Below are 12,951 nucleotides of genomic sequence, written 5' to 3' on the forward strand. Positions count from 1 at the left end.
AAACCGTGAAGCGCAAACAAGTCCAGGCTGAAATCCTGCTGCTGTTGGCGGCCCTGTTTTGGGGTGTTGCTTTTGTGCCACAAAAAATCGCCATGGCGGATATAGAACCGCTGGCGTTCAATGCCTGGCGCTTTATCCTCGGCGGCCTGATTTTGATTCCGATTGTCTACTGGTTGTCCTCCCGCAGAGAGGTCCAGCCCGGTGAAGTGGGCGGCAAGCACGTCAATCACCGCTGGGCAGCCTGTCTGCCCGGCGGCGCTGTACTCGGTTTCTGGTTGTTTCTCGGTGCGGCATTACAGCAGGTGAGTCTACTGTATACCACTGCCGGTCGCGCCGGATTTATTACCGGTTTCTACCTGTTGCTGGTGCCGGTGATCGGCCTATCTCTCGGGCACAAGACCAATCGATGGACCTGGATGGGGATCGGCCTGGCCCTGTTTGGCCTCTACAGGTTGGCGGATTTCAGTGAGGCCTCGCAGTTGGTTGGCGACCTGATGGTATTCGCCAGCGCCTTTGTGTTCGCCATCCAGGTGCTGTCTGCCGATCACCTGGTGAAGCGCTACGATGCACTGCGTCTGGCCTGTATCCAGTTTCTGGTGTGTGGTCTGCTGTCGGCGCTGGCATCGCTTCTCAGCGAGGAGGCAACAATACAGTCGGCTGTGGATGCGGCCTGGCCGATTGCCTATATGATGATTTTTTCCACTGCATTGGCATTCACTTTCCAACTTCTGGCCCAGCGCTATGCGACACCTTCCCACGCCACGGTGATCATGAGCCTGGAGGCGGTATTCGCTCTGGGGGCGGGTTGGCTGTTTTTGAATGAAGTGCTCAACACTTCCGAGCTGATCGGTTGTGGCTTGATGTTAGCGGGCATGCTGGTCAGTCATTACGGGAATCACAGCGGTACCCATCACTAGGCAATGCCATGGATCTGTCTGTACTCGCACTCTTAGTACCCGCCAGTTTCTTTGTCTCGCTAACCCCGGGATTGTGCATGATGTTAGCACTCAGTCTGGGCATTACTGTGGGGGTGCGTCAAACCCTTTGGATGATGGCGGGCGAGTTGGCGGGGGTGGCCCTGGTGGCCCTGGCCGCGGTGCTTGGAGCTGCAGTGCTGATAGTGCAGTACCCGGCTGTATTTCAGGTGTTTAAATATTGCGGTGGGGCCTATCTCGCCTGGATGGGCGTGCAAATGTGGCACTCCCGGGGGCAACTGGCCATTCTCGATGAAGTAGGGCACAGTGCCGCGCGTGCGCGGCCTTCGGCGAAAGCGCTGATGACGCAGGGGTTTGTCACCGCCGTAGCCAACCCCAAAGGTTGGGCTTTCTTTATAGCCCTGTTGCCGCCCTTTATTAACCAGAACCAACCACTGGCGCCGCAACTCTCGGTGTTGGTTGCCACCATACTGCTGCTGGAAACCCTGTGTTTACTGATTTACGCTGGGGGTGGTCAGGCGCTCAGTCGACTGTTGGAGCGCACTGAAAATGTGCGCCTGATTAACCGCGTTTCTGGTACCCTGATGCTGCTGGTGGGCGCCTGGTTGGCGCTATCCTGAGCCAGGCTGCCACCGATTGATGCATTTTGGAGGAATTTTGATGATCAAAGACACCGTGTCTGCGCTCCTTGCTCTGTTATTGGTGTTGGCAGTGAGTGCTTGCGGGCAGCCCAAAGAGGAAAAAAGCGTGGATAAGGAGCCCCAGACTGCCGAACGCCCTGCGGTGGAGGTGTCTTCAAAGCCTCCTGTACCGGAACCCGGAGCGCTGGTGTGGGTGTACCGCACAAGTGGCCGCAAGCAATGTGAGGGCGGTGGTATGACATTGCAGCAGAGCCTGGCCAGGCTGCGGGAAAATAATGTTGTGGTGCAGGCATCCCGTTGCGGTGTGCGCACCGATAGAATGTATCCCTCGATGTGTGGTGCGCCTACAGGAGATATACTGTTGCACCAAGTCAGCATGGATGCCCTGGATGCCGCCCTGGAACTGGGCTACAACATAGCCGAGCAGGTGCAGTACCAGATGTCCGAGTGCCGGGACAATAGCGCTTAGGCTTTATCCATTGCCCCCTACTTGCTACCACAGACAAGTGAGAACTTTCCAGACTGGACAATAAACTCCCAACCGTACAGCCTGTAAACCGGCATTTGGTGAGAGCCAGGCGCTCCAGGTCCAAAGCGTCTTTGCGCAAGCAGCACAACTTTGCCCGATTGGAGGCAGTTGTACCGGTAGCGAGCCCGGCAGTGTGCAATTCCGGAGACAGTGCTGAGCTCAAGGATATGCCAAGAGGGCTCTTTCGGGCTGCCGGCTGACTGGCAGAGCTCCCATGTGCTGGGGTAGAATGCGCGCCGCTTTTACTTTGCCGGGACACCGAGAATTCATGGAAATCAATCCCTTTCTGAATCAATTAAAAGACCTCGAAGAGCGCACCGATGTTCTTAGGGGGTATCTTTGACTATGCCAGCAAGAAAGAACGCCTGACCGAGGTCGAACTGGAACTGGCAGAGCCGAGTGTCTGGGATGACCCGGACCGCGCACAGGCACTGGGGCGCGAGCGCTCCTCCCTGGAAGCGGTGGTGGCCACCATTGAGAATCTCGATGCCGGCATCTCCGATTGCCGCGAGCTGCTGGAGCTGGCGGTAGAAGAGAATGATGAGGACTCTGTGAATGAGGTCTCGGCGGAGATTGAAGGGTTGCAGCAACAGCTTGGACTCCTGGAGTTCCGTCGTATGTTCTCCGGCGAGAACGACGAGAACAATGCCTATCTGGATATCCAGGCGGGTTCCGGCGGTACCGAGGCCCAGGACTGGGCGGAAATGCTGTTGCGGATGTATTTACGCTGGGGAGAATCCCACGGTTTCAAGGCCACTCTGGAGGAGGTGTCCGCCGGTGAGGTGGCAGGTATCAAGAGTGCCACCGTACATTTTTCCGGGGATCATGCCTTTGGTTGGTTGCGCACCGAAACCGGTGTGCATCGTTTAGTGCGTAAATCCCCTTTTGACTCCGGTAACCGCCGCCACACTTCCTTTTCTTCCGTGTTTGTATCCCCGGAAATTGAAGACAATATCGAGATTGAAATTGATAAATCCCAGGTGCGTGAAGATACCTACCGTGCCTCTGGTGCCGGCGGCCAGCACGTCAATAAAACCGACTCCGCTGTACGCTTGACGCATACGGAATCCGGTATCGTGGTGCAGTGCCAGAGCGAGCGCTCCCAGCACCAGAATCGCGACAAGGCCTGGAAGATGTTGCGCGCAAAAATGTACGAGCAGGCAATGCTCAAGCGCAATGCGGAAAAACAGGCCATGGAAGACAGCAAGGCCGATATCGGCTGGGGCAGCCAGATCCGCTCCTACGTTCTGGATGACCAACGTATCAAAGACCTGCGCACCAGTGTCCAGACCAGCAACTGCCAAGCAGTACTGGATGGAAATCTGGACCAGTTCATCCAAGCCAGCCTGAAAGCCGGCCTCTGATTCAAGGTCTCCACCCTCACCGCGCCCCTCGTCGATAGGGGGCAATATCACTCACATAACTGATAGATCACCATGACTGATATCCAGCAAGACGAAAACAAACTGATCGCCGAGCGCCGCACCAAGCTTTCCGCTCTGCGCGAGAAGGGCAATGCTTTCCCCAACAGTTTTCGCCGCGAGAACCTCGCTGCCGACCTGCAAGCTGAGTTCGGCGATAAACAGAAAGAGGAACTGGAAGAGCTGGGTAAAAGCGCGTGCGTAGCTGGGCGTATCCTGGCGAAACGCGGGCCCTTTATGGTGATCCAGGATGTGTCCGGCCGCATCCAGCTGTATGCAGACAAGGCGGCACAGAGAGACATTAAGGCGCGTTTCGGTGCCTGGGATATCGGCGATATCGTCGGTGTAAAAGGCACATTGCACAAATCTGGTAAGGGCGATCTCTACGTTAACTGCGAAGAGTACACTCTGCTCACCAAAGCGCTGCGCCCGCTGCCGGAAAAATTCCACGGCATTGCCGACCAGGAGCTGCGCTACCGCCAGCGCTATGTGGACCTGATTGCCACGCCTGAAGCCCGTGAAGTGTTCCGTGTACGCTCTAAAATTATCGAGTACATTCGCCAGTTTCTCAATGGCCAACAGTTTATGGAGGTGGAAACCCCCATGCTGCAGGTGATTCCCGGCGGTGCCAGTGCGCGTCCGTTTGTGACGCATCACAATGCGCTGGATATCGATATGTACCTGCGCATCGCACCGGAGCTGTACCTGAAACGCTTGGTGGTGGGGGGATTCGAGCGGGTTTACGAGATCAACCGCAATTTCCGCAACGAAGGTTTGTCCACCCGCCACAACCCCGAGTTCACCATGCTTGAGTTCTACCAGGCCTACGCGGACTACAGCGACCTGATGGATCTCACAGAAAAGATGTTGCGCGGTATTTGCGAGGATGTGCTGAATACCACTACGGTGGAATACCAGGGCCGCAGTTACGACTTTTCCAAGCCGTTTTCACGCCTGTCTGTATTCGATTCCATCCTACATTTCAATCCGGAGCTGACCGCGGCGGATATTGACAATATCGAATCCGCCCGGACTCTGGCGGAGAAACTCGATATTCCGTTCAAAGGCAGCTGGGGCTTGGGCAAGGTGCAGATCGAAATTTTCGAGAAAACCGTGGAGCACCGCCTTGACCAGCCCACCTTTATCACCGAATACCCCACCGAGGTATCTCCGTTGGCGCGTCGCAACGATAACAACCCCTTCGTGACTGACCGCTTCGAATTCTTTGTGGGTGGCCGCGAAATCGCCAACGGATTCTCCGAGTTGAACGATGCGGAAGACCAGGCGGAGCGCTTCAAGGCTCAGGTGGCAGAGAAGGAAGCGGGTGATGACGAGGCCATGCACTATGACGCCGACTACATCCGTGCCCTGGAGTACGGTCTGCCGCCCACCGCCGGCGAGGGTATCGGCATCGATCGCCTGGTGATGCTGTTGACCAACGCTCCGTCTATTCGCGATGTGCTGCTGTTCCCGCATATGCGCCCGGAAGCGAATGGCTGATTGACCTCTACGCACTGCCCGGTGCGCATAGCCATCGCACCAGAGGTACGGTGCGGCGGCTGTTTCTACTACCCCGTCGAAATCAGCAAGCTTCCTGTGTTTGCCGATATTATTTTTCTTTCACCGGCTGGTGTACCAGCCGGTGATCTGGTTGATACCAGAGGGATCACAGCGGGCGTTCTCGGTGGTAGAGGCAGGTATGGTGAAAATACTCTCGACCCTATGCTGGTGCTGTTTTGCCAAGGAGCAACGGCCCAAACCGGGCGGCAAGGTCTGCCCTCCTCGTCAGGGAGCCACGCCATCGCGTACAGCGCCACCGCCAATGGCTACCGAGGTTCTGCAATCGACTGGCGCTTTGCCGTCACCCCCTATTTATTTTTACCCCTGCGCACCCAGGGGGAGCCGCTGTGGTGGAGGCCATTGTAAATGCGGATCTCAATTTAAGGAAAATCCTTGGGTTTTTGAATATGGCGTTTCCTACAGGCCATTAAGTCTTTCTACACTCCATCTCTTTGAGTGGTATCCAAGCTTCAGGAAAGGTTTCCTTCAAAGACAAAATTGTTTTATTGAACCAGGTTAGCTGCTTTGGGTTTTCCCTGTCGATTTGATCCATATGCATCAGGATTAAATGATCAAAGTCCCATGCTTCCTTCAGAGCATGAACATATTCAGGGTTCCTCACGGACCAATAAGGAACCAGCAAATAATCCGTTTTAGCCTTTGTCACTCCTGCCATTGACAAAAATTCAGTTGTTGTCTTTGCATCACCAAGATGGGTAAAACTAATCCCATCTATCTCCACCTTATAAGCAGAATGATTCGTTTCTGTTTGCTTTGCGCCTTCGGCGGGTTCCCGAGCACCATGATTGATGCTGTAAATCGTTATATCAACCCCATTTACCTGTCGTTCAATGGCTTTGCTATTATGAATAGGGACATCTGTTAGCAAGCGGTCTGCTAAATCATGATCTGGTGCGATCGTATCAATTTCTGCTTTGGCCTGCGGTGGCAAAACATAAACTGTTTGGCTGTTTTTAGCATGCTCCAGCAACACCTCTGCCTGAAAGTGATCCCGATGTTTATGTGTGGTTAAGGCAACATCGAGGCTGTCAAAAGGGGCCTTTCCATGTATGAATAAAGCGTAAGTTTCACTGCTTAATGCCGGGTATCCATACATCGGTTTTTCTATCATGGCATCCAGAACTACCGACTTATTCTTACCTTTAATCAGAAAGCCATTATTCGCCAACAAGCAAACCTCTGCGGCCGAAACGGCAGAGGATAAAAAAACAGCACTTGCTGCTAATACTTGTTTTGTATTCATGATCTCCCCCCCCCCAAGATTTAAAAAGAAATATTATGTATTGCTTGTTATGTATTTTTGCATTGCGTGCTATATATTTGCGATAAGTTGCTACTTGTCATCGATAAACTGCAAAACCTTCCGGAAAAAGGAAGGGTGGAGTCACAAATCGCAGCGGGCAATATAAGTGAGTGACCTTACAGGTTGTTAACCCGACTATTTCAGAAACTACTTGGCTTATTTTTGAGCGCATTTATGTTTGCCAAGTATAGATCTACCTTACCCTACTATTTACTCTGTGCCAAGCCAGCACCTTTTATCTGATATCGGTACCTGTTGTTCAGTACTGTATCCAGTGCAAGTCTTCCAGCACAGGTCATTGAGGAATTTTGCCACCAAATGGGAAAACCCCAGCAGGCACTGGTTGCTCCCGAACAGGAGCAACAAGTCGGCGCTGAAGGTCGAATTTCCATCAATAAAGTTTGTGGCGATTTTGAGTCGAAAAAGGGGTAGAAAGCGGCGTTGGGAGTGGTAGTATACTGTCATGGCGGAATTTTTTAACCTGTCTGTGATATCGCCAGCAATGAGAGGGCTTTCCGCTGTTCTTGTGCCTGATACTATTCAAAATCCGGGTTGACCTGATTAAACCGGTAGCTGCGATCCCGAATATATAGGTTATACTTCCGGCTCGACAGCGCCAGAATTCTTGCCGGCAACAAGTGTCGTACAACTGAGACATGTAACACGGCGCTACCAGCGATAAGTCAGTGCCAGCGATCCGTATTGATTAGTGCCTTGTTGCACATCAAAAGCTTCCGAAACCGCACTTAGGGTAAAATTAACGGTAAAACGGTAAAGCTGAATAGCTCCGCCCGCTGTTGCAATATGCAGCTTTCGCTGTAACTTAACTGAGTGGCTATTGCTAAAGGTATTGCCATTGAGGGTGATATCGTTAATGACATAAGTACCCATACAGGTGATAAATAAATGCCAATCACCGTGTTTTGGTAGCATGGCCGGATTCATATTTGTGGCTGGATTCACCGAAGTGTTAAGGAAACTGTTGGCCAGTCCCGAACCTATGCGCCATCCAAAGCCCAGACCAAAATCAGTTTTTCGGTTGCCAACTCCCCCTTGGACGAGGGTGATAAAATCCATTTCGTGATCACCGCCAAGGGTGATACTGCCGAGGCGCCAGACCCGTTCGGCCTCCAGCCGGAAAATCGGTTCGGTATTGATTTGGTTTTTCCAGCCTTTGGGGGGATTGGCTCCGATCAAACTGTGAGCGGCCTTTTGCGACTGCTTGGCAAGGGAGGGTGGGCCGACAAAACCCAGCAACAGGCTCAGGCGGTCATTGATATAGTGACTTCCAGCAAACATATTGCCCTGCCAGTAGAGTAGGCCCGCATAGGGCCTGTCCTCGGTATTAACTTCCTTTCTAGAGGTGTGGTCAGGTGTATACATTTCCTGCATTATCTTAAAGGACATTGCCCGCTGTTTATTTTTCACAGTGGCGATTGGTGTATCGCGGGTTATACGATGAATCCAACTGGGAATGTTCTCGTCGCTAAAGCCTTCCTTGCCTATACTGTAACCCCAAGTATAGGAAAAGCCGTTAGTATAGCCACCATCGTCATTGACCCAAAAATCGTTTTCCCAGTTATAGGACCACAGGTTTGCACTCTGTTCGTCATTGGCGTGATTGTATAATGAATAAAACAAAAGACAGGTCGATAAAACCGACAATAAAAATCGTATCATAGGGCGCTCTAACCTATCGCCTAAGTCATGATTAATGAGAGCGGATTAAAAACGCAGGAGCGGTTCTTCTGTGAAGTATAGATAAGCCATGAAAAATCACATCGACGATTATTGGTCAGCGAATGATATATCCCGGTTTGTGGATATATATGAATGAGTTTTCAATGGTTCTGATGTAGGGTTGTATTACAGAAATGTATATGATTTGTCATTTTAGTGGGGATTGGCTTTCGGTTTTTCTCAGCTCAGCAGGATAAGGTGATTGGGTAGTTCGTCTTTTACTTTACTGGTAGGGGCGGCGTCTTGAAGCAATTCTCCACACAGTACGATACACTGTAGTAGAGCTTCTCCAGTTTTTCCCCGCTTGATTTCACGGATAAAGCTTTCGACGATGATCTGCCATTTTTCATTGGTAATATGTTGTGCGAGACCACGATCCGCCAGTATTTCTACGTAGCGCTCTGTCTCGCACACGAATATTAAAAGTCCGAGTTGGTCCTGGGTGCAATGTAATCCCTGCTCGAGAAACTGTCGCCGGGCAAGATTTGAAGCGCGCCAGTACTTTATTTTCTTGGGAACCAGTTTCATGGTAATGCGTCTCCAGCGCAAGAGAATGGCCAGGGTAATAAAAAATATCCACTGGAGCATAAAGGCCTGTTGGAAGTTGATCCACCAGGGAAGAAATTGAAGGATAGGGGAGAGTAATAGTGCCAGGAAAGCGGCCCAAAGCGTGGAGATGTACAGGTAGTTATCCGCCTTCTTGGCCACAACTGCCACTACCACGGCATCGGTGTGTGATTCAACTTCCTTGATCGCTTCGGTAACCTGGCGCTGATAGCTGCTGCTAAGTATTACCATCCTCCCGATGCGCCCCCACCACCGAAACCGCCGCCGCCGCCGCTAAAGTTGTCCCCGGCGCGCGCGCCAGGATAACCGCCCCCAAAACCGCCGCTGCCGTAGTTGCCGCCAAAGCGCCCCCGTTTGTAGCTGCGTCCGTGTACCGGCGCGCTGAGCACCGAAGTGACGAACAGGTGCAGTATGACCAGAATCAGGAATAGTCCGAGTAAAACTGTCATGCGCCGGTCTTTCTTGCTCTCCAGTGGCTCGGCCACATATTCATTTCTGGTGGCTGAGATAATGGATTGCACTCCGGCGTTAATGCCTTCGCCAAAGTCGCCACTTTGAAACTCCGGCAGCACTTTGGTGTGGATAATGTTGGCAGCCAAGGCATCGGTGAGGGTGCCCTCCAGCCCATCACCAACTTCAATACGGATTTTCCGTTCCCTAGGAGCCACTAAAAACAGCACCCCGTTGTTTTTATCTTTGTGCCCCAGTTTCCAGTGGCGTGCCAGCTGGTAGGCGTATTCCTCTATGGTGATTCCCTGCAACTCTGGCAGGATGGCAATCACCAGTTGGTTGCTGCTATCGGATTCGTACTGTTGGACCAGTTCGGTCAGGTGGTATCGCTCATCCGCAGCCAGCAATTTGGCCCTGTCCACTACATGACCGGATAGCGGGGGAAATTGTACATCCGCCTGCGCAACCAGTGAGAAGAGCAGTGCAATCAGGGTGAAGGTGATGGGACCGGAGCAATTCATTGTATGATCGGAGGCGCCTCGGCTTTCTCGCTGGTTGCCTGGATGGTCTTCCTTGTTGGCTTATCGCTATAGAGTAAGGCGTGCCAGGTATGTTTGGGGAAGAGGCACATCTTCCGGTTGTAGCGCTCGACAGCCCGGATATAATCCCGCCTCGTCATGCTGATCCAGTGCCCCGTGCTCTCCAGTTGGGATTGCAGGCTGAGGAAATGCCAGTTTGCCCTGGGGGCGGAGTAGTGTCCTATCACAAAAATCAAGCGGGTCAGGGGATATGATAAGCGGGCCTGAGCGGCGCCATACTGCTGCTGTTTGCCAAGGTCATTGAGCGGGTTGTTATCCATCTGCAGGGCGCTGATGGCTTTTGTGCGAGTTTCGGTAACGGCTTGCAGGATCTTACGTCTGCCTCCCGCATAAGCCTGTACGGTTTCTACTGGGTTGGGTATCTGGTTTGCACAACGCTGGTATAGGTTTTCCACCTGGGCCCAGCACGCTTTTACCCACGCGTCACGCTTGGGGCTATTGTTGATGCCACAGCCGCTGGGTACCTCTTTTAGCAGGCAGAGCGGGGCGCAGTGTCTGATTGTCGAGCTGCTGCCGGTAGCAGAGGTCATGTAAAATAGCCTTATGCTTCCATGAACCAAGAATAGTCCGCCTTCCCCCCCATGCTGGTGGCTCTAGAGAGTTGAAGTTGAAATGGCGTTAAAAGCAACAATTTTTAAAGCCAAAGTGCAAATTGCCGATATGGATCGGGATTACTATGGGGAGCACCAATTGACTTTGGCACGACATCCATCAGAAACCGATGAGCGTATGATGATGCGTTTACTGGCCTTCGTGCACAATGCGACGTCGTCACTGGCATTCACCCGGGGTTTGTCCTCAGCCGAGGATGCGGATCTTTGGCAGAAAAGCCCCAGTGGCGAGATTGACCTTTGGATAGAGGTGGGCCTGCCTACTGCTGAGCGTTTGCGCAAGGCCAGCAACCGGTGCGGGCGGGTTTTGGTTTACAGCTTCGGTGGGCGCACTGCGTTGGTGTGGTGGCAGAAACTGCAAAGCCAGCTCACACGCTTGGGCAACCTTGAGGTTTATTACCTCCCTGCCCATAGCACAGCGCAGCTTGCGGCGATGGTCGAGCGCAATATGGATTTCAGCGTCACCATTCAGGACGGGTATTTTTGGTTCGCTACCCGCAATCACAATGTGGAGTTATCCCCGGAAATCTGGCAACAGGAGCAGAGAAGTTAATGCCTTCATTCGACATAGTATCTGAAGTGGACAAACATCAATTGACCAATGCCGTGGATCAGGTAAACCGCACGGTAAGCAACCGCTTTGACTTCAAAGGGGTGGATGCAGAAGTAGAAATGCATGATTTCTCCCTGGTGGTGTGTGCCGAGGCGGATATTCAACTTGACCAAATGGTGGATATGCTGCGCGGTGCACTGGTGAAGTGCGATATAGATCCCCTGGCCATGGATATTGGCGAGAGAGAGCAATCCGGCAAACAGGTCAAGGTGGGCATAACCTTGAAAAACGGCCTGGATAAAGCGCTGTCAAAGAAAATTGTCAAGTTGATCAAAGATGAAAAGCTCAAGGTACAGGCGGCCATCCAGGGTGAACAAGTGCGGGTTACCGGCAAGAAGCGCGATGACCTGCAACAGGTCATTGCACTGCTCAAGGGCAGGGAGCTTGAACAACCATTACAATTCAATAATTTCCGTGATTGATAGGATATAGCGTGATTAAGCGTTTTTTCTTTGGTATAGCGTTTGCCCTGCTGTCGCCCTTGGCGATAGCCGCTGACATCAGTACCGCCAGGTTATTGGCGAGTTATTGGGTGGATGGCAGCGCGGGCTTGGACCTTTCCGGTTTGAGCTTTTGTGCCGGCAAACTGCTCACGGTTTCCGATAGGGCGTCTAGGGAGGTTTATGCGATTAAGCTGATGGAAGGGCGCGCCGAACTGGTGTCCCACTTGAAGCTCACTGGACTTCGAGTGCCGAAGAGAAACAAAGCGACAAGCCTTTGGTCCTTTATCCCGGAGCTATTTCGGCCGGCCAGAGATCTGGATTTTGAAGGGGTCAGCTGTGATGAGAATCGTATCTATCTTCTGAGCGAGCGCTACAATCGCATTGCGGTGGTAGAGGAGCAGGGCGAAGCTCGCTGGCTGGAAAATCTATGGTCTCCTGAAGTAAAGGCGCGGGGATATTTGCAAACATCCAATGTTTCCAGTGAGGGGCTGGTAAAAGCCCGTGACCAGTTTTGGCTGGCCATTGAGCGCGAGCCTCGCGGTTTGCTCAGACTCAGCCCGGGTGGCGATGCGCAGGTATTTTCACTGCCCCCCGTAGCCGGTCTGGATTTTCACGGTAATCCCGAAGATCTTACCGGTCTCGCGTATTACGATGGCGCGCTTTTTACCCTGGAAGGCAATGCCCATGCGGTATGTCGAAGGGCCCTGCCGAGCCTGAAAGCTGAGTGGTGCCTGGATTACCGTGCACTGGAGAAATCGCCGGAACGGGTTTACGAAGTGGCCCTCCGCGGTAAGGGCGGCGGGCTGGCCGTGAGCGAGCAGGGTATTTTTGTGGTGTTCGACAACGATAATAGCGCCCGCGCTCAAGACCCGGGGGACCGGCGCGCGCTGTTGTTGCACCTGGCTTTTCCCGACAGTGCCTAGGCGGTAACGATGGAGCGACTGTCGGCACTGTTGGCCGAGATCCGCGCCTGCCATCTGTGCGAGGCACAGCTGCCCCTGGGGCCCAATCCCGTGTTACAGGCAGCGGGGTCGGCTCGCCTGTTGATTGTCGGGCAGGCACCGGGTACCCGAGTGCATGCCAGCGGTATACCGTGGAATGACCCTTCCGGCAACCGGCTGCGCAACTGGCTGTCGATCGACAGGGAAACTTTCTACGATGTGTCCCGCATTGCCATTATCCCCATGGGCTTTTGCTACCCGGGCCGCGGCAAGGGTGGGGATTTGCCGCCGCGCCCCGAATGCGCCGCTACCTGGCACCAGCGCCTGCTGGCGCAGTTGCCCAATGTGCAACTAACCCTGTTAGTGGGACAATACGCCCAGCGCCACTACCTGCCGCACTGGTATGGCAGTATTAGTGAAAATGTGTACCACTTTCGCGACGCGCTGCCGGCCGGTTATTTTCCCTTGCCGCACCCCAGTCCGCGCAATACCTTGTGGTTACGCCGGCGGCCCTGGTTTGAAGAGGCGGTGGTGCCGGAATTGCGACAACACATACACAAGATACTCAGGATGTAAA

General features: G+C 53.2%; 15 protein-coding genes. 10 read left to right on the forward strand and 5 right to left on the reverse strand.

The window, feature by feature from the left end; genetic code table 11:
- Positions 1-5: 5 nt before the first annotated feature.
- The 6 genes from ACL7TT_RS00845 to ACL7TT_RS00870 all read left to right on the forward strand — a co-directional run bounded on the left by ACL7TT_RS00845 (position 6) and on the right by ACL7TT_RS00870 (position 5,452).
- Entirely contained in the window at positions 6-917 is a 912-nt protein-coding gene (locus ACL7TT_RS00845) for a DMT family transporter (RefSeq protein WP_299940732.1), read from the forward strand.
- A gap of 8 nt (positions 918-925) precedes the next feature.
- On the forward strand, positions 926-1,555 hold the full coding sequence (locus ACL7TT_RS00850; RefSeq protein WP_413392367.1) for a LysE family translocator: 630 nt from the start codon (positions 926-928) through the stop codon (positions 1,553-1,555).
- 40 nt (positions 1,556-1,595) lie between these two features.
- Entirely contained in the window at positions 1,596-2,045 is a 450-nt protein-coding gene (locus ACL7TT_RS00855) for a hypothetical protein (protein WP_413392369.1), read from the forward strand.
- Positions 2,046-2,373: 328 nt separating this feature from the next.
- A protein-coding gene (gene prfB, locus ACL7TT_RS00860; protein ID WP_413392371.1) for a peptide chain release factor 2 occupies positions 2,374-3,469 on the forward strand; the annotation gives its coding sequence in 2 pieces (ribosomal slippage) (positions 2,374-2,445 and positions 2,447-3,469; 1,095 coding nt in all).
- Positions 3,470-3,541: 72 nt separating this feature from the next.
- A complete protein-coding gene (lysS, locus tag ACL7TT_RS00865) occupies positions 3,542-5,026 on the forward strand; it encodes a lysine--tRNA ligase (protein WP_413392373.1) in 1,485 nt (494 codons plus the stop codon).
- Positions 5,027-5,452, forward strand: coding sequence for a hypothetical protein (locus ACL7TT_RS00870; protein ID WP_413392376.1), 426 nt, complete (start codon positions 5,027-5,029; stop codon positions 5,450-5,452). It begins immediately after the preceding gene.
- Between the two features lie 61 nt (positions 5,453-5,513).
- Here ACL7TT_RS00870 and ACL7TT_RS00875 read toward each other — a convergent pair whose 3' ends face one another.
- From ACL7TT_RS00875 to ACL7TT_RS00895, 5 genes are all read right to left on the reverse strand, one after another.
- Positions 5,514-6,350, reverse strand: a complete 837-nt coding sequence (locus ACL7TT_RS00875; RefSeq protein ID WP_413392378.1) for an MBL fold metallo-hydrolase — start codon at positions 6,348-6,350, stop codon at positions 5,514-5,516.
- Between the two features lie 729 nt (positions 6,351-7,079).
- Entirely contained in the window at positions 7,080-8,090 is a 1,011-nt protein-coding gene (locus ACL7TT_RS00880) for a lipid A deacylase LpxR family protein (protein ID WP_413392380.1), read from the reverse strand.
- A 240-nt stretch (positions 8,091-8,330) separates the two neighbouring features.
- Positions 8,331-8,948 carry a TPM domain-containing protein gene (locus ACL7TT_RS00885; RefSeq protein ID WP_413392382.1) on the reverse strand — a complete coding sequence of 206 codons (618 nt, stop codon included), beginning with the start codon at positions 8,946-8,948 and terminating at the stop codon, positions 8,331-8,333.
- Entirely contained in the window at positions 8,942-9,688 is a 747-nt protein-coding gene (locus ACL7TT_RS00890) for a TPM domain-containing protein (RefSeq protein WP_413392384.1), read from the reverse strand. Before ACL7TT_RS00890 ends, ACL7TT_RS00885 begins: the two co-directional genes overlap by 7 nt.
- Positions 9,685-10,296: a LemA family protein gene (locus tag ACL7TT_RS00895; RefSeq protein ID WP_413392385.1), complete on the reverse strand. Its 612-nt coding sequence runs from the start codon at positions 10,294-10,296 to the stop codon at positions 9,685-9,687. The genes ACL7TT_RS00890 and ACL7TT_RS00895 overlap by 4 nt, the downstream gene beginning before the upstream one ends.
- A gap of 82 nt (positions 10,297-10,378) precedes the next feature.
- Between ACL7TT_RS00895 and ACL7TT_RS00900 the strand changes: the two genes are divergently transcribed.
- From ACL7TT_RS00900 to ACL7TT_RS00915, 4 genes are read left to right on the forward strand one after another with little or no spacing between them, the layout of a single operon-like run.
- On the forward strand, positions 10,379-10,930 hold the full coding sequence (locus ACL7TT_RS00900; protein ID WP_413392387.1) for a YaeQ family protein: 552 nt from the start codon (positions 10,379-10,381) through the stop codon (positions 10,928-10,930).
- On the forward strand, positions 10,930-11,412 hold the full coding sequence (locus tag ACL7TT_RS00905) for a YajQ family cyclic di-GMP-binding protein (protein WP_299940701.1): 483 nt from the start codon (positions 10,930-10,932) through the stop codon (positions 11,410-11,412). Before ACL7TT_RS00900 ends, ACL7TT_RS00905 begins: the two co-directional genes overlap by 1 nt.
- Positions 11,413-11,423: 11 nt before the next feature.
- Positions 11,424-12,356 (forward strand): hypothetical protein, encoded by a 933-nt coding sequence (locus tag ACL7TT_RS00910; protein WP_413392389.1) that lies wholly within the window; start codon positions 11,424-11,426, stop codon positions 12,354-12,356.
- A 9-nt stretch (positions 12,357-12,365) separates the two neighbouring features.
- A complete protein-coding gene (locus ACL7TT_RS00915; RefSeq protein ID WP_413392391.1) occupies positions 12,366-12,950 on the forward strand; it encodes a uracil-DNA glycosylase family protein in 585 nt (194 codons plus the stop codon).
- The last annotated feature ends 1 nt before the right edge of the window (position 12,951 follow it).

Origin of the sequence: Microbulbifer jejuensis (genome assembly GCF_047289955.1) — a bacterium.
Classification (GTDB): Bacteria; Pseudomonadota; Gammaproteobacteria; order Pseudomonadales; family Cellvibrionaceae; genus Microbulbifer.